General features: G+C 54.7%; 12 protein-coding genes and 1 pseudogene. 7 read left to right on the top strand and 6 right to left on the bottom strand.

All coding sequences use genetic code 11. From position 1 onward, the window contains the following. Positions 1–871: 871 nt before the first annotated feature. Positions 872–1,642, bottom strand: a pseudogene (gene fdhD / locus C6I21_RS01400) (formate dehydrogenase accessory sulfurtransferase FdhD); the annotation flags it as partial. Positions 1,643–2,034: 392 nt separating this feature from the next. Here fdhD and C6I21_RS01410 point away from each other — a divergent pair. The 3 genes from C6I21_RS01410 to C6I21_RS01420 all read left to right on the top strand — a co-directional run bounded on the left by C6I21_RS01410 (position 2,035) and on the right by C6I21_RS01420 (position 6,202). Next, positions 2,035–3,285 carry an L-lactate MFS transporter gene (locus C6I21_RS01410; RefSeq protein WP_105957632.1) on the top strand — a complete coding sequence of 417 codons (1,251 nt, stop codon included), beginning with the start codon at positions 2,035–2,037 and terminating at the stop codon, positions 3,283–3,285. A gap of 71 nt (positions 3,286–3,356) precedes the next feature. After that, a complete protein-coding gene (locus tag C6I21_RS01415) occupies positions 3,357–3,716 on the top strand; it encodes a Na-translocating system protein MpsC family protein (protein WP_105957633.1) in 360 nt (119 codons plus the stop codon). A gap of 125 nt (positions 3,717–3,841) precedes the next feature. Then, positions 3,842–6,202 (top strand): FdhF/YdeP family oxidoreductase, encoded by a 2,361-nt coding sequence (locus C6I21_RS01420; RefSeq protein ID WP_105957634.1) that lies wholly within the window; start codon positions 3,842–3,844, stop codon positions 6,200–6,202. A 1,110-nt stretch (positions 6,203–7,312) separates the two neighbouring features. On the opposite strand, the gene C6I21_RS01425 is transcribed toward C6I21_RS01420, so the two are convergent. Beyond that, entirely contained in the window at positions 7,313–8,674 is a 1,362-nt protein-coding gene (locus tag C6I21_RS01425; protein ID WP_105957635.1) for an FAD-dependent oxidoreductase, read from the bottom strand. A gap of 331 nt (positions 8,675–9,005) precedes the next feature. Here C6I21_RS01425 and C6I21_RS01435 point away from each other — a divergent pair, with 331 nt between their 5' ends. Both C6I21_RS01435 and C6I21_RS01440 read left to right on the top strand, forming a co-directional pair. Continuing rightward, positions 9,006–9,521, top strand: coding sequence for a DUF1648 domain-containing protein (locus C6I21_RS01435; protein ID WP_105957637.1), 516 nt, complete (start codon positions 9,006–9,008; stop codon positions 9,519–9,521). 22 nt (positions 9,522–9,543) lie between these two features. Beyond that, positions 9,544–9,960 (top strand): VOC family protein, encoded by a 417-nt coding sequence (locus C6I21_RS01440; protein WP_105957638.1) that lies wholly within the window; start codon positions 9,544–9,546, stop codon positions 9,958–9,960. A 631-nt stretch (positions 9,961–10,591) separates the two neighbouring features. Here the strand turns inward: C6I21_RS01440 and C6I21_RS01445 are convergent. Then, positions 10,592–11,440: an NAD-dependent epimerase/dehydratase family protein gene (locus tag C6I21_RS01445; protein WP_105957639.1), complete on the bottom strand. Its 849-nt coding sequence runs from the start codon at positions 11,438–11,440 to the stop codon at positions 10,592–10,594. 474 nt (positions 11,441–11,914) lie between these two features. Here C6I21_RS01445 and C6I21_RS16270 point away from each other — a divergent pair, with 474 nt between their 5' ends. Further along, positions 11,915–12,094: a hypothetical protein gene (locus C6I21_RS16270; RefSeq protein WP_181186029.1), complete on the top strand. Its 180-nt coding sequence runs from the start codon at positions 11,915–11,917 to the stop codon at positions 12,092–12,094. A gap of 166 nt (positions 12,095–12,260) precedes the next feature. Beyond that, the gene (locus C6I21_RS16275; RefSeq protein WP_181186030.1) at positions 12,261–12,539 is read left to right on the top strand and encodes a hypothetical protein; all 279 of its coding nucleotides are present in this window, start codon (positions 12,261–12,263) and stop codon (positions 12,537–12,539) included. A gap of 167 nt (positions 12,540–12,706) precedes the next feature. Here C6I21_RS16275 and C6I21_RS01450 read toward each other — a convergent pair whose 3' ends face one another. From C6I21_RS01450 to C6I21_RS01460, 3 genes are read right to left on the bottom strand one after another with little or no spacing between them, the layout of a single operon-like run. Further along, the gene (locus C6I21_RS01450) at positions 12,707–14,287 is read right to left on the bottom strand and encodes a glycoside hydrolase family 43 protein (RefSeq protein ID WP_105957699.1); all 1,581 of its coding nucleotides are present in this window, start codon (positions 14,285–14,287) and stop codon (positions 12,707–12,709) included. A 46-nt stretch (positions 14,288–14,333) separates the two neighbouring features. After that, the gene (gene arfA / locus C6I21_RS01455) at positions 14,334–15,845 is read right to left on the bottom strand and encodes an arabinosylfuranosidase ArfA (RefSeq protein ID WP_105957640.1); all 1,512 of its coding nucleotides are present in this window, start codon (positions 15,843–15,845) and stop codon (positions 14,334–14,336) included. A 16-nt stretch (positions 15,846–15,861) separates the two neighbouring features. After that, on the bottom strand, positions 15,862–16,482 hold the full coding sequence (locus tag C6I21_RS01460; protein ID WP_105957641.1) for a YesL family protein: 621 nt from the start codon (positions 16,480–16,482) through the stop codon (positions 15,862–15,864).

Raw genomic sequence — 16,482 nt, forward strand, 5'->3', positions numbered from 1 at the left:
AGAAATCCTGCAATATAAAAACCTAACAGTACGAGAAATGCCACAAAAAAAGAAGATAAAGGTTTTGGAAAACGTCTTTTAAAAAGAAAAAAAAGCATCCCTAAACAAATCCAGATCAATGTTAGAAAAAACATTTCACCTCTCCATTCTGTTCAAAAACTAATTACCAAAATTATACCATTTAATTTCATTCACCGGTACACTTCACCTCCATTTATTCCCCCACCATCAAAATCAATAAATACGAGAAGAAAAGACATGCTGCTTAAGGTGCTGTTTTTATCAAGCACTGTATTTTCTCTTCTAAATTAGTTCCGGCACTTCGAAGCGTGCGGCAGGGACGCCAGTGGGATTCGTTTTTTGCTTGAAGAAGCATGGCTCCGCCCGCGCTCTCAGCCGCTGACCGCGGCATGGATTTTCGCCTCGTTCCGATCCTCCCGGAGTCGACGGCCTCCGGGTTCGGCAGATAGAAAGAAAACGTTACATGGAACAGAACACTGAAATGCTGCAGCCCTTGGCATAGCTGCTCGAAAGAGCCTTTAGATTTTATACATTCTTACCCTATTAGTAAAAAACCGGCCGCTTGAGGCAGCGGCCGGTCTGAACTTCATGATTATGCGTTTACTTTTCCAGCGAGTGCGGTGATTCCTTGTTCGCGCTGCTTCTGTTCGTCCGGTTCGGCGAGGTCGTATTTTTTCAAAAGGTGGAACAGCTCGTTTAACTGCTCCTGATCCGGGGTTCCCTGCAGAATCGATTCGGCCTCCGCATACACAATTGCGGGCAGGTGCTCCTTCTGGGAATCGAGCTTTGCTTTCGTATCTTCGGGTGTGTGGTCAATCGGACAGCTGCTCATGGGTCGTTCCTCCTTTATTTGAATGCGGTGGGCATGGGAATAGACGTTGAATGATCCGCCGCGGATGAAGCCGACGGCTGTAATCTGCAGCTCCTCTGCCATACGGATGGCGAGGTCGGTCGGTGCGGACTTGGATAGTACGATGCCGACGCCGATTTTGGCTGCTTTGGTAAGTACCTCCGACGAGAGCCGTCCGCTGAAAACGAGCACTTTGTCGCGGACGGAAATGCCGTTTTCCAGGCAGTAGCCGTACAGCTTGTCGAGCGCATTGTGCCTGCCGATATCGGTCCGGCTGACTATCAGTTCATCCGGAGTGGCAAGCGCGGCATTGTGGACGCCGCCGGTCCCTTTAAACACGTGGCTCCCTGCCTGCATCTCACGCATCCGTCCGATGCACTGCTCCGGCGAAAGCGTCTGCCGCGTCATCGACGTTTTCGCCGTACGGGCGTCGTTTTGAAAATAAAACTGCCTGCCCTTGCCGCAGCACGAGCCGATGACACGCTTCGTGTAGTCCTGCTGATTCAGCTCGATCTCCTTAAAAAGCTCCACGTAGGCGAAGCCCTTCGATTCATCGAGAGTCAGTTTCCGGATTTCCTTCGGGAGGCGGATCACCCCTTCCGACGCCAGAAATCCGAGGACAAGCTCCCGCTGGTCAGCCGGCGTACAGACGAGCGTCGCAAACTCCTCTCCGTTCAGCATGACCGTCAGCGGCTCTTCCAGAACAATCTCATCCTCCACTTCCTCAAAACGGCCTTCGGTAAATCGTACGATGGTGCGAGGCCGGCTCATCCGCAGTTCATCCATACATCGTTCCCCCACTTCCTTTGATGTGCCCAGTATAAGCTTCCCTTTTCCTGACAATCAAGTATTTCTTCCTCCTGCGGGCAGTTGTGTCTAAATCTTGAACTTTTTTTCGGAAAGCTATTGTAAATGCTTACATATGCAGGTAAGATAAAAAAGGAAAAGTTGAACGAGGTGCCGTCTAAACACGGAGCAGCGACCCTGCCGCCGGTTCAGCCGCCCCCCGCGTTCCATTGTCTGCATACGTTGGTCATTCAGCAGCGAACCTGTTGGAAGCTAACCGTTGCACGGCCTCTGACCTGCCCGATTTGGCAGAAGACGGAGACCGCTGCAGCGGTTTTTTTGTGTCAGGAAGCTGCCACTACGAGGAGGAAGTACATATGAATGGGAAAACGAAAAACCGCTGGCTTATTGCACTCGCCGCTGTCGGCATTCACATCTCCATCGGCTCCGTCTACGCCTGGAGCGTGTTCACCAATCCGCTCGCCGAGCAGTTCAGCTGGAGTCTGAGCGCGATCTCGGCCGTCTTCAGTATCGCGATTGTGTTTCTCGGCCTGGCTGCCGCCTTTATGGGGCATTTCGTGGAGAAATACGGTCCGCGCATCTCCGGACTTGTGGCCGCCGGCTTTTTCGGAGCCGGCATGATCGGCTCCGGCCTGGCTGTCGACCTCGGTTCCATCTGGGGACTGTACCTGACGTACGGCGCCCTGGGAGGCATCGGCCTCGGCATCGGGTACATTACACCGGTATCAACGCTCGTGAAATGGTTCCCGGACCGACGCGGGCTTGCTACCGGACTCGCGATTATGGGATTCGGTTTTGCGGCGATGATCGCAAGCCCAGTGATGGCGTCGCTCATTAACAGCGTCGGCATAGCCGGCACGTTCTACACGCTCGGTGTCGTCTACCTCGTCGTCATGAGCCTGTCCGCGCTGTATCTCGAGCGCCCGCCGGAAGGCTACATGCCCGAATACCAGGACGGGGGCTCGAAAAAAGCCCGCGCGGATCTGTCGCAGCTGACCGCGAACGAAGCGGTCCGCACGCGCCGTTTCTGGTTTCTCTGGATCATGCTGTTCATCAACGTCACGTGCGGAATTGCGATTCTTGCCGTCGCTTCTCCGATGGCGCAGGAAATCGCCGGACTTTCGGCAGCGGCTGCTGCAACGATGGTCGGGATCATGGGCTTTTTCAACGGCGTCGGCCGTCTTGCCTGGGCGACGATCTCGGATTACATCGGACGGCCGAACGTGTATACCGCGTTTTTCGCTATTCAGATCGTGTCTTTCTTCGCGCTGCCGACGATTACCCACGCGATTTTGTTCCAGATCGTCGTTTTCCTCATCATTACGTGCTACGGCGGCGGATTCGCGTCGATTCCCGCATACATTGGGGACCTGTTCGGCACGAAGCAGCTCGGGGCGATCCACGGCTACATTCTCACGGCCTGGGCGGCTGCCGGACTTGTCGGACCAATTCTTGCGTCCGCTGTCCGGGAGGCGACCGAAAGCTATACGGCAACATTGTATATTTTCGGCGGTATGTTTATTGCCGCGCTCGTCGTCTCGATCCTTATCCGTTCGGACATTAAACGTCTGAAAGCGGAGCAGCCATCCGAAGCGGCTGCCAGTTAAGTTGACAATCCGGCCGTTCCGGCATAGGATTTACGTACAATGATATTTCTGCAGGATAAAGGATGTTTTCCATGAATAAGTATGAAGCAGAGTTCAGCAATCTCGTCCGGGCATTTCGAAAAAAGCATATGGGGAAAGGCCCGAGCCGGATCCAGACGACGTTCTGTAAAAACTGGGCAATCTGTGAGATGGAAGGCAACCTTTCGCCGGTGGAAAAATTCATTGCCAACAATGAAGACGGCCGCCAGATGCTCCGCGCCGCCCGTACCGAAATGGTGAAGCAGATGTACCACCAGCACCGGCCGGAGGAGATGGAAGCCTTTCTCGGCGCCTCGTTTGTCGATCTGTTTGTGGATATCGATATTGAACAGGACAAGGGCATGTCGATTTTTATCTTTGATGAAAACCTGGAAGAAAAATTCCGCACATAACAAGCACCCGGCTAGGTGCTCAGCAGCGATCCTGCTGGAGGCTCAGCCACCGCTTTGACCCGGCTGCCACGCGGCAGTACGGATTCATGGCGGTGGCTTTTTCTATTTTTAAAGGAGGAATCATCATGGGAAAGACACAGCATCCGGGACCGATGAAAAAAGATAAGAAGCCTGCACCGGAACACTGGGTGAGCCCGGTGCCGTTCGGGCTCGGCAAAGTCAAACCGAAACATATCCGCGACTCGTTTAAGACGATGTGGGAGAACCGGGATAACTTAAACTACGCGAAAAACATTATTACAAAGGGCGTCTGTGACGGCTGCGCGCTCGGTGTATCCGGTCTGTATGACCAGACGCTCACCGGACCGCACGTGTGCACGACCAGGTTTAATGTCCTGCGTCTGAACACCATGCCCGCCATCGATGAAGACGTGCTGCATCAGGATATCGATGAACTGCGTAAGTACTCGAGTACCGAGCTGCGCGGGCTCGGCCGTATCCCCTACCCGCTCATCCGCCGCCCCGGCGAACGGAAATTTTCCCGTCTCTCCTGGGATGAAGCGATGGATCAGATTGCCGGGAAAATGAAGGAGCTCGATCCGCAGCAGTATGCATTTTATATGACGTCCCGGGGCATTACGAACGAATCGTATTACGTCGGAGGAAAAGTCGCCCGTTTTCTGGAGACAAACAACGTCGATAACGCTTCCCGTATCTGCCACTCGCCGAGTAAAACAGCGATGAAGCGCTCGATCGGCGTCGGCGCCTCGACGGCCAACTATCAGGACTGGATCGGCACCGATGTCCTGCTGTTCTGGGGAAGCGTGGCCTCGAATTCGTCGCCGGTTTCCACGAAGTACATGCTGGAAGCAAAAAAACGCGGCACGAAAATTATCGTCGTGAACCCGTACAAAGAGCCGTCGATGGATGAATACTGGGTGCCTTCGGTACCGGAATCAGCGCTTTTCGGCACGAAAGTAGCGGATGATTTTTATCAGGTGAACATCGGCGGCGACATCGCCTTTATGCACGGCATTATGAAACACTGGTTTGATATGGAAGAGAACGAACACGGCTCTGCTGTGAACCACGCTTTTGTCGAAGAGCACGTGAACGGCTACGAGGAGCTGAAAGCGACGGTTATTTCCCAGTCCTGGGAGGAGATCGTGGAATCCTCCGGCATTTCCAGAGAACGAATCATCGAGCTTGCGGAACTGCTGGCACAGAGTAAGAACGCCGTTTTCGCCTGGGCGCTCGGTCTGACGATGCATACGTTTGCGACCGATAACATTTCCCAGGTGGCGAATCTGGCGCTGCTCCGCGGTTTTCTCGGCAGAAAGCATGCCGGTCTCATGCCGTTTAGAGGCCATTCTTCAGTGCAGGGAAGCGGCGAGATGGGGGCCGATCCATTTGTGCTTCCGGGCGGCGACTACAATGCGGCGAACAAAGAGCGTATCGAAAAGCTGTGGGGCTTTACACTGCCGGACTGGCAGGGGGATATCGTCGGGGTGAGCCTCGAAAACTGCATGCTGCCGGAGGATCACGAGCGGAAGCTGCGGATGTACTATATGTCCGGCGGAAATTTCCTCGAGACGATGCCGGATCCGGACTTCGTCGAGCAGGCGCTCGCGTCCCTCGATATCCGGGTGCATCAGGATATTATTCTGAATACGTCGACGCTTGTAGATGCGAAAGAGGCCGTGATCGTACTGCCGGCGAAAACGCGCTATGAGCAGGAGGGCGGCGGCACGTCGACATCCACTGAGCGCATGGTTTACTATTCTCCGGAGATTCCGGGGAACAAAAATAAGATTGCCGAAGCACGGGCGGAGTGGAAAATTTACATTGATCTCGCCAAGCGTGTGAAGCCGGACACGGCCCACCTGGTGGACTTTAAAAACGGGCAGGCCATCCGGGAGGAGATCGCGCAGGCGAATCCGAACTACGAAGGCGTGCAGCACTTGAAAAATCAGGGCGATGTCTTCCAGTGGGGCGGCGCGTGGCTGTGTGAAGACGGCATCTGCCCGACACCGGACGGACGCGGCTCGCTGATCCCGGTCGATATTCCGGATTTAAACAAGAAACCGGGCGATTTCTATGTGACGACGCGCCGCGGCAAGCAGTTTAATTCCATGGTCTACAGCGAAACCGATCCGTTTAACCAGGCGGAGCGCTGGGACGTATTGATTCATCCGGACGACGCCCGGGAGCAGTCGATCCACGAAGGCGAAAAAGTCGTTGTCTACAACGATTTCGGCGTTTTCCAGGGGCAGGCCCGCTTTGCCTCGATCGCCCGCTCCAATCTCGGTGTTCACTTCCCGGAAGGCAACTTCCTGCTGCCGAAAGGCCGCTACGAGAAGTTTGCCGGCATCCCGGACTACAACATCGCCGTCCGGATCGAAAAAGCCGACCGCTACAATGCGAGAAAAGACCGGAACTACCTGGAGAAACCGGTGGAAGATCTGGAAATGGCACCACCGAGCTGATCGATGTCGGGTCACGTACCCTGGACCGCTGCACTGCAGCGGTTCTTTTTGTCCGGAACGTGCCATGCCGCGTGGATTTCGTGCCACGGACGAAGCGGTTTGTGCCAGGAACGGAGCGGATCGTGCCATGTAGATAGTTTCGTGCCAAAAGCAGCAGGCCGTGTGCCGGGACACCGGCCGTTCGTGCCAAAACAGAATCCTTTTGTGCCACGAGCGTCAGCCCCAACCCTATCCACGGCCGGCCCTTCGCCTGTTCCGGAGCAGGCAGATGGCTGCAGCGCAGCGGTCCATCGGAAGTTGGCACGTGCCAAAATCGAAAAAATCCTGAAGAAGACCCGTGCCAAATCAGGGCGCGGGTCTTCTCAGACTGTAGACAAATTCGCTCTTTATGCATAGTTAGTACATTTTTGTAATAGAGCACTTCTACGCTACCCGGCAGAAGCTTGCCGTGGGGCTTGTCTTCAGCTATTTCTCCGGGCGAAAGCCCGGAGAAAGGATCTTCAAACTGCGCTTAAATCCCACCGGCGTCCCTGCCGGACACTTCGAAGTGTTTTCATTTATGGGAAGGGAGGCACGGTGACCGAGAATAAAAGCAGCATAAGCCGGCTGATTTAGTCAGCAGTGGACGCCCACAAAAACGGCTTTCTGATAGAGACAGGTAGTTCCCAGCTATTTTACGATGCTCTCTCTAACCAAACCGGAGACCGTCGACTCCGGGAGGATCCGAATGAGGCGAAAATCGATGCCGCGGTCAGCGGCTGAGAGCGCGTGCGGAGCCAGTCTATGGTTTGAGCCGCAGGGCAGTGGTTTTCTGTCATGCGGCGCGGCCGCGCGAAGCCGTGCTTCTTATAATTGAAGTATTGTCCAGCTACAGCACCCGCTCTGGTTCCTTCACCCCTGCCGAAGAAAGCAAAGAGCAGCTTTCGTCGGCAGGGCCTCCAGGACGGCTCGCTCGTGACCAGGGCGCTTCCGCTTTTCAAACTCCCTCCGGACATCGGACATCGTACAGCTACAGGTACAGGCAGAAGTATATTTGTTCACTCTCTATCACTTTGTCTACAGCCTGAAGAAGACCCGCGCCGGATCAGGGCGCGGGTCTTCTTTTCGTATTTAGGAAACTGCCTGCTTTCCGCGGCGGACGAGTGTTTTCTGCGCAGCCAATCCTGCTTTGTTCAGGAAGTTCCATGGCTGGTTGAAGTGCGGCTGGAAGAAGAAGTCGGTATAAGCCAGTTCATCAATCGTCATGTTCCCCTGAATCGCTGCGCTGATCGTGTTAATCGCCTGGGTCATATCCGCTTTGGAAATTACCTGGGCGCCGACGATCCGGCGGCTTTCCGGTTCGAACGTCACTTTCAGCTGTACATCCTCCGATGTCGGCATAAATTCCGGACGGTGCTTTTCTGTAACGAGCACCGATTCCACCGTATGCTCCATCGCAGAAGCGGATGTTTCTGTCAGACCGGTTGAAGCCATGTTCAGGCCGAAAATGTGCAGGCCGGACGTTCCCTGCGTGCCGACGTGCGGCATGACTGGTTCTTCGAGGTTGCGGGCGGCGAGTGTCCCCATGCGGACCGCGTTTGTGGCCAGTGGAATATACGCGTGGCCTCCGGTCGGGTTATACGGTACCGCACAGCAGTCGCCCGCTGCGAGGATGTCCGGATTGCTCGTACGCATATAGCGGTCCACTTTAATGGCCCCGTTCTCAAGCATGTCCACTTTCCCTTTCAGAAGCCCGGTGTTCGGCCGGAAACCGACGCAGAGAATGACCATATCTGTGTCGATTTTTCCCTGATCCGTCACCACCGCTTCTATTCTCTCTGTTCCTTCAAAGGAAGTGACCGATTCTCCGAGACGCATCTCAATGTCCCGCTCGGTGAAGTCGTTTTCGACGACATCGGTGAACTCCTTATCCAGATATTTATTTAATATGCGGTCCACACCATCAATCAGTGTCACCCGCTTCCCCGCCTGCTTAAATGCTTCCACCAGCTCGACGCCGATATAGCCTGCGCCGACGACGGTGACGTGCTCTGCTTTTTCCGCCCGCTCAATAATTGTATTCGCCTGGCGGAAATTTTTCGCAAGCAGAATGTTATCGAGATCAATGCCCTTAATCGGTGGTACGATCGGTGCCGATCCGGTCGTCATGACCAGCTTGTCATACGTGTCGGTGTGCTCCTCTCCGGTTACAAGGTCTTTTGCGCGGAGACGGCGGCGGTTCGTGTCAATGTCGATGACGTCGTGCTGCATCCGCATCCGGACGCCCATCGCGGTGAGCTCTTCCGGCGACGAATAAAACAGTCCCTGTGGATCTTCGACGACACCACCCACATACAGCGCCAGACCGCAGGAAAGGAACGATACGTTGTCGTTACGCTCATACACGGTAATGTCTGCTTCCGGATAAAGCTCCGCCATGTTTTTCACAGCGGCCGTACCTGCGTGGGTTGCACCAATAACAGCAATTTTCATAAATAATATCCTCCTTGGATAAATGGTTTTATCGAATACTTGCTCAAACATTCACATAAAAAAGGAAAAAGAAGTCTTCTTTTGTGAAATACATCACATATAAGAAGAAAAAAGAAGGCATCCTGCTTGTTCAGTCTTTCACAACAATCTGCAGAAAAGGACGCTTTGTTTCTGCTGATAATGGAAGTATACAACGGCTGTGCTTCCGGCGCAATATCTTTGCTCAACATTTCACAATTGTTCACATTTTTAAATCTTCCCTCCTCCCGCATGCTGTTCCGTAGTACAATGAGACAGGGGCATCTCCCCGGAACCAAAGGAGGAATCGTTCATGAAACTCGACATCGCCGCCTGGATCATCTTTCTGGCTGCGGCTGTTTATACGGCTTTTACATACAGCTCCCTTCCAGATACTATTCCGCGTCACTTTAATGCAGCGGGTGAACCGACGGCGTTTTCTGGAAAAGAAATGCTCGTTTCTCTCGTCCTGCTCTACGCCGGGACGGTACTGCTGTTAACCTTGTTAAATCACTTTCTCATCCGGCGGCAGAAGGATCCGCACCAGGCGGTCCAGTTCATCCAGCTTCCCGGCTTAAAACGGGACTCGCTTTCCGAGGAGCAGGCTGCCCACGTGCAGCAGCAGAGCACCGGGCTTCTTTCTGTGCTCAATCTGCTGCTCAGCCTGATGTTTGCCTACCTGCTTCTCATGATGATCCAGACCGCACTCGGCCACCAGAACGGACTGAGCTGGGATTTCTGGCTTCTGATTGCGCTGACTGCAGCTGCACCGGTCGTCATGAGCTGGCGCATCGTCCGATCTGTCCGCCGTATGGATGAGAATGAGTAAGAACAAAAAGGAGTGAAGTACGATGCCAGTGCAGCCCTATTTGAATTTTCCAGGTACGTGTGAAGAGGCCGTCCGGTTTTATCAGAGCGTCTTTTCCACCGAAGCACCGGAAACCATGCGCTTTTCGGATATGCCGGCCGACCCGGAATATCCGCTGCCGGAAGAGGCGGCAGACCGTATTCTCCATACGCGCCTGACGATTGCCGGCACGACGGTTATGTTTTCCGACACCTTTCCCGGGATGGAACATACCGTCGGCACTAACGTCACGCTAGCCGTTTTAACGGACAGCCGGGAGAACGTAAAGCAGTGGTTCCACGCGCTTGCCGAAAACGGCACGGTCGGCATGGAGCTTCAGGAAACGTTCTGGAGCCCCCTGTACGGCACTGTGACAGACCGCTTCGGCATCAGCTGGCAGTTTAACCTCGAATCGGATTAAGCGGAATAAAGCCCCTGCCAAAAGCAATTGGCAGGGGCTCAGACTGTACACAAATTCGATTTTGATGCATAGTTAGTACGTTTTTGTAATAGGACACTTCTACGCTATCCGGCAGAAGCTTGCCGCGGGGCTTGCCTTCTAGCCGGGCGCTATTTGCACGGCTGCAGAGCATGAGTGAAGCCGGCCTTTGGTTTGAGCCGCAGGGCAGCGATCTTCTGCCATGCGGCGTGGCCGCGCGGAGCCATGCTTCTTAAAGCGAAAAACGAACCCCCACTGGCGTCTCTGCCGGACACTTCGAAGTGTTTTCGTTTATGAAAAAGAAGGCACGGTAACCGATAATAACGTTAGCATAAGCCGGCTGATCTAGTCAGCAGAGAACGCCCGCAAAAACGACTTTCTGCCAGGGACAATTAGTCCTCCAGTTATTTACGATAATCTCTCTGCCCAAACCGGAGGCCGCGCGAAGCCGTGCTTCTTATAAATAAAAGGAAGCAAGCTATAGCAGTTTGACTTCACTCCGGAACGCGTTCGGCTGCAGGTTCAGGCAGAAGTATACGTATTCTCCAGCTATTACCTTTTCTACAGTCTGAGCCTCTGCCATTGCTTCCGGCAGGGGCTTTCGTGTACAGGCTCAGTCTATCGATACGTACTGACGCCACTGGTGCACCGGCTTCCAGCCGAGCACTTCTTTCGCTTTTTTATTGGAAAGCATCGTTTCATAATCATCCACATGAATGTCGTTATCCGCTACTTCCGGGAACCGTTCTTTCATTAATTCCCGGCTCGGAATATCCATGCTGCTGTCATCGGCTGCCAGATTGAGCACGGTGTGGCCGAGACCGTCTTTCTCCACCGCCTTCAGACAGGCATCCGCAATATCTCTCACATCAATATAGCTCCAGAGAATACGCTCCCGCTCTTTCGCATCATGAATAAAGGACGGGAAGTTTTTGTACTGATCCGGCGCAATAACATTGCCGAGACGCAGCGATACGGTCTGGACGCCGGCTCTCCGGTAAAACATGTCCGCTGTTTCCTCATTCACGACTTTCGACAGGCCGTAGGCATCCTCCGGCCGCTGCGGATGCGCTTCATCCACCGGCACGTAGTCCGGCAGCAGCCGCTTTTTCGCGAATACGATGCCGTAGGAGGACTCACTCGACGCAATAACCGTCTTTTTAATGCCGAGCCCCGCGCACGCCTGAAGTACATTGTACGTCGACATGACGTTGTTCTGAAACGTTACGTCATCCGGATGGGAATACGCGACCGGAATCGCACCTAAATGAATGACAGCGTCCACCCCTTCGAGCGCGCCGTACACCTGCCCGAGATCGGTCAGATCGGTGATCACCGTCCGGCACTCCGGGTTTTTCTTCTGATCCAGGTTTACGACCCCGATCCCTTTATCCTTCAGCTCACTCACGACCCACTTCCCTAAATGGCCGCTGCCTCCGGTTACTGCAATTGTTTTTACCATCTGTTATGTCCCTCCACCTTCGTATCAATTTGAAACCGCATACTTTCTTCTATTACCCTGTATGCGTACATGGTAATACAAAACCTGTACAGAAAACCGGCGTTTCTACGAAATAAACCAGGCAGAAACCGCCTGGTTTAAAAAAGAGAGGTCTATTGAAGAGGTTCCCGCTTTCTGCCTGCACCTGCAGCCGTACAACGCTTTTATTACAAGTAGCACGGCTCCGCGCGGCCGCACCGCATGGCAGAAGTTCGCTGCCCTGCGCCTTAAACCATAGGCCTGCTCCGCTCGCGCCTTCAGCCGCTTGACGCGGCGTGGATTTTCGCCTCGTTCGGATCCTCCCGGAGTCGACGGCCTCCGGTTTCGGCAGGTAGAAAAAAACACTTGTTAGAAGCGATCCCTTTTGCGCAGAAAATGCTGTCATTCAATCGAATTGGAAGAGACCATCATTACCTTATAAAGAATGTCTCTGCTATGAATCCTTCGTATTTCACCTCTATTTTACTGCGCTTCGGAGCGTTCGGCAGAGACGCCGGTGGGATTCGTTCTTTGCTTGAAGAAGCATGGCTCCGCGCGGCCGCGCCGCATGGCAGAAGTTCGCTGCCCTGCGCCTTAAACCATAGGCCTGCTCCGCTCGCGCCTTCAGCCGCTTGACGCGGCGTGGATTTTCGCCTCGTTCGGATCCTCCCGGAGTCGACGGCCTCCGGTTTCGGCAGGTAGAAAAAAACACTTGTTAGAAGCGATCCCTTTTGCGCAGAAAATGCTGTCATTCAATCGAATTGGAAGAGACCATCATTACCTTATAAAGAATGTCTCTGCTATGAATCCTTCGTATTTCACCTCTATTTTACTGCGCTTCGGAGCGTTCGGCAGAGACGCCGGTGGGATTCGTTCTTTGCTTGAAGAAGCATGGCTCCGCGCGGCCGCGCCGCATGGCAGAAGTTCGCTGCCCTGCGCCTTAAACCATAGGCCTGCTCCGCTCGCGCTCTGCAGCCGTGCAGATAACGCCCGGCTGGAAGACAAGCCCACGGCAAGCTTCTGCCGAAAAGCAGAGAAGCTCCGTCAACAGAAACAAACGGTACCTGGAACAGAACGTTGAAATGCGATAACCCTTGGCATCCCTGTTCGGAAGAGGCTTCGAATTTTATACTTCCTTGTACTCCGAGAAAAGCCGCTTCAGCCGGCCCCGTCATTTTTATTTTCCACTTCCATCACATACTGAAAGGCTGCTGCCGGTCCTGTAACAGACCGCAGCAGCCTTTCTCCTTATTCCACCGGTTCGTAATCAAAGTAATCAAAGTCGGCAGCCATGCGGCGTCCGCTGTAATCCTGGCACGCCATGCCGACGAACGTGCCGGTAAAGCGCACGTGGGCGGCAGAGTCATCAGACATGTGCGTTGTATCGAGCCGTTTTCCGAGCGGCTGCCAGTCGGTTGTCTCCGCGTCGCGGTAGAAAAACTGCATCGTGTCGTAGTGGATGTCGCAGGCGAGTTCGACCGGACCTTCCTGCGCGACGCGCTGCGGCGGCAGAAGCACCTCTTCGTAGTCGCCGCCGACGGTGCGCAGAATCTGCAGCACGCGGCCCTTCTCTTCGTGGTGCGTCACGTGCAGGTAGGCGTGGTCCTCGGTGTCGTAGTAGACGACGAGACCGGCCTTCTGCTGGAAGTCCTCCGGCACAGCATCGACGCTCGTCTGCACGCGGCAGGCAAAGTGCGTCTGGCGCCGCGCAATCAGCGATTGGTGGTGCACCGACGAGAGCGATTCCCGGCCGTACAGGCGCAGATGGCCTGGACGGTCGTCGAGGCTGCACCACGACGGATCCGCCGGAATGCGGAGCGAATTCCACGCGCCTCCCAGCACATCCGTGTTGAAGTCGTCGCGGACCGGCTCTTTGTCCACCTTCACTTCCGGCAGGTCCGGCGCTTCGGTTTCCGCCTGCGGGAAGTGCCCGCCGTGGGCGAGGCGGAGCCAGCCGTCGTCGGTCCAGACGACTTTCTGAATCGACGTCTCGCGCCCGAGCGTGCAGTATTTGCCGTTCAACGGACGGCCGCCGAGGTGCGCGAGGTACCATTCGCCGTTCGGCGTGTCGACGAGGCTTGCGTGCCCCGCCTTTTGAATCGTGAGATCCGGGTTGCCGCGCGACGTAAGGAGCGGGTAGTGCGGATCGGTTTCATACGGGCCGTCGATCGTTTTCGCGCGGGCGACGGTTTCCGCGTGCTCGTACTCGGTGCCGCCTTCGGCGACGAGCAGGTAGTACCAGCCGTCTTTTTTGTACAGGTGCGGCCCTTCGGTGAGCTTAATGTCGGTGCCTTCGTAGATCGTCTGGATCGGACCGGTGAGCGCACCCGCCTCCTCGTCGAACTCCTGGAGGACGATGCCGGCAAACGGATGATTGCCGCTGCGGTAGTCCCAGATCATGTTGACGAGGTACTTGCGGCCGTCGTCATCGTGGAAGAGCGACGGGTCAAAGCCGCTGCTGTTTAAGTAGACCGGCTCGGACCACGGGCCGGTGACGGCCGGCGCGGTGACGAGGTAGTTGTGGGCGTCCTTGTAGGCGCCGTGCCACTGCTTGACGTCGGTGTAGATGAGGTAGAACGTGCCGTCGTGCCAGCTCAGGTCCGGCGCCCAGACGCCGCCGGAGTTCATGTTGCCTTTCATGTCGAGCTGGGACGTGCGGGTGAGCGGACTGCCCGCAAACGACCAGTTTTTCAGGTCGCGGGAGTGGTGGATCCGCACGCCCGGGAACCATTCAAACGTGGACGTCGCGATGTAGAAATCCTCGCCCACGCGGAGAATGGACGGATCGGCGTGGAAGCCGGGCAGGATCGGGTTCGTAATCATGGACATAGCTGCATACGCTCCTTTAATGCTTTTTACGATCAGATGGTCAATTTTACTTCTCTCCATCCACCTTTACACGGATCATGTTCCAGGAGGCCGCTTTCAGCTTCAGCTGCAGGTGGTCCTGTTCCCAGCTGTTTTCCCCGTTGGCATGCGGCTTTACGCTTTCCTGGAAGGCGGTGTTCACCGCTTTGAGATCGTCGTTTTCCAGCACCGAATGTTCTATTACCCGCGGATTGGCAAAATGATGCAGATAGGCTTCCGCCACAACATCATTCTTCAAATCCCGGTTCAAGGCGAAAATGACGACTTCTCCTGCATCTTCATTGTAGACGACCGCGCTGTCGACGGCTGCGACATCGGTGAAGTCCTTCGTATCAAACTTCGGGGAGGAGATGACGGCCTGCAGGGATACGCCTCTTCCGTAGACGGACGCCTGCATGTAAGGGTAGAAAATCGTCTGCTTCCATGCTGCGCCACCGGTTTCCGTCATGATCGGCGCAATGACATTGACGAGCTGTGCCATGCAGGCCATTTTAATCCGGTCGGCGTGGCGGAGGAACGTAATTAGAATACCACCGACGAGAAGCGCATCTTCAAAATTGTACACATCCTCCAGAATCGGCGGCGCCGTCTGCCACGGCTCCATCTCTTTATCCTGATCGGCGGAATGGTACCAGACGTTCCACTCATCGAAGCTGAGCATCATCGTTTTCTTGCTCCGCTTCTTCGCTTTCAGGTAGTCACAGACAGACGTTACCGTGTGGATAAAATGCTCCAGCTCCATCGTGCCGGCCAGGTAGTTCTGCGAATCGTTGTCCTGGTTGCCGAAATATTGATGAAGCGACACGTAGTCCACTTCCTCATATGTATGATCCAGCGTGACCGCTTCCCATTCCGGGAACGTCGGCATACCGGACCCTGAGCTGCCGCAGGAGACGAGTTCAATGGTTGGATCAACCAGCTTTAACGCTTTCGCCGTTTCCTTTGCGAGTCTTCCATATTCCTCAGGCGTTTTCTGCCCTACCTGCCACGGACCGTCCATTTCATTGCCGAGGCACCACGTTTTAATGTCGTGCGGCTTTTCATACCCGTGCTGCCGGCGGAGGTCACTCCAGTAGGAGCCGCCCGGGTGGTTGCAGTATTCAATAAAGTTGCGCGCTTCTTCGATTCCTCTCGTACCGAGGTTTACCGCCATCATGACGTCGGAACCGGCTTTTCTCGTCCAGTCGATGAATTCATTCGTGCCGAACTGATTCGTTTCGATCGTCCGCCAGGCGAGATCCAGCTTCCGGTGCCGGTTTTCCTTCGGCCCGACGCCGTCCTCCCAGTTGTAGGCGGACACCATGTTGCCGCCCGGGTACCGGATAATCGGCACGTTCAGCTGTCTGACCAGGTTCAGCACATCGCTGCGGAATCCCTGCTCATCCGCCTCTGGATGTCCTTCTTCAAAAATACCGCCGTACACGGCGCGTCCCATATGTTCGATAAACGAGCCGTAGAGCCGTTCATCAATCGGGGAAATGACTATATCTTTATCGATCATCATCGTTGCTTTGTGCATCTTTATCTACCCCTCGTCAATTTTTTGTCTGCAGGTGATTCATTTCGATTTTTTCTATCGTCTGATTGAAAAACCACATCAGCATATAGGCGAGCACACTTCCGGAAAAGAACACGAGAAGTGCCGGAAAGGCAAGCGACAGATACGCGCCGCCCCAGATAATCACGCCGAGCAGGACAGCGACGTGGAGTTTTCCGAAAATGAATTGAATGGTCAGTTTCATCGATGCCATCAGGCCGCGGTTATAGTAGACCGACACTGGAATAAACACGATCAGCATCAGGAAGTACACGAGGACGAGCGACAGAAAAGCAAGCGTCACCGGCAGCGGAATCGACAGTCCGTTATTCTGCATAATGAAATAGTTGAAATACAGAAGCACCCCTGCCCCGGCAAACAGGTAGCCGTAGGCATTCGCCTTGAAAAAATACTCCTTGAACGAAGCAGTAAAGACGCGGTGCACAGGCTTTGGCTCCTCCACTCTCATCCAGTGCTGCACCGAAGCAAACAGAGCAAAGGTCGCCGGGAACACACCAAGCACCCCGAGGCCTGCCACAGAAAAGGCGATCCATAAAATATTCAGCGCCGCGAACCGGCTGACAAAACGGAACACTTCTTCCAGTCGTGAAACAATCAT

It is taken from the genome of Alkalicoccus urumqiensis (assembly GCF_002993335.1).
Classification (GTDB): domain Bacteria; phylum Bacillota; class Bacilli; order Bacillales; family Salisediminibacteriaceae; genus Alkalicoccus; species Alkalicoccus urumqiensis.

Coding starts and splice junctions, on each gene's coding strand:
- C6I21_RS01425 (WP_105957635.1), bottom strand. CDS start 8,674: ATGAAAATTGCTGTTATTGGTGCAACCCACGCAGGTACGGCCGCTGTG.
- C6I21_RS01460 (WP_105957641.1), bottom strand. CDS start 16,482: ATGATTGTTTCACGACTGGAAGAAGTGTTCCGTTTTGTCAGCCGGTTC.
- C6I21_RS01450 (WP_105957699.1), bottom strand. CDS start 14,287: ATGTCCATGATTACGAACCCGATCCTGCCCGGCTTCCACGCCGATCCG.
- C6I21_RS16270 (WP_181186029.1), top strand. CDS start 11,915: ATGAATCCTTCGTATTTCACCTCTATTTTACTGCGCTTCGGAGCGTTC.
- arfA (WP_105957640.1), bottom strand. CDS start 15,845: ATGCACAAAGCAACGATGATGATCGATAAAGATATAGTCATTTCCCCG.
- C6I21_RS01440 (WP_105957638.1), top strand. CDS start 9,544: ATGCCAGTGCAGCCCTATTTGAATTTTCCAGGTACGTGTGAAGAGGCC.
- C6I21_RS01420 (WP_105957634.1), top strand. CDS start 3,842: ATGGGAAAGACACAGCATCCGGGACCGATGAAAAAAGATAAGAAGCCT.
- C6I21_RS16275 (WP_181186030.1), top strand. CDS start 12,261: ATGAATCCTTCGTATTTCACCTCTATTTTACTGCGCTTCGGAGCGTTC.
- C6I21_RS01415 (WP_105957633.1), top strand. CDS start 3,357: ATGAATAAGTATGAAGCAGAGTTCAGCAATCTCGTCCGGGCATTTCGA.
- C6I21_RS01435 (WP_105957637.1), top strand. CDS start 9,006: ATGAAACTCGACATCGCCGCCTGGATCATCTTTCTGGCTGCGGCTGTT.
- C6I21_RS01410 (WP_105957632.1), top strand. CDS start 2,035: ATGAATGGGAAAACGAAAAACCGCTGGCTTATTGCACTCGCCGCTGTC.
- C6I21_RS01445 (WP_105957639.1), bottom strand. CDS start 11,440: ATGGTAAAAACAATTGCAGTAACCGGAGGCAGCGGCCATTTAGGGAAG.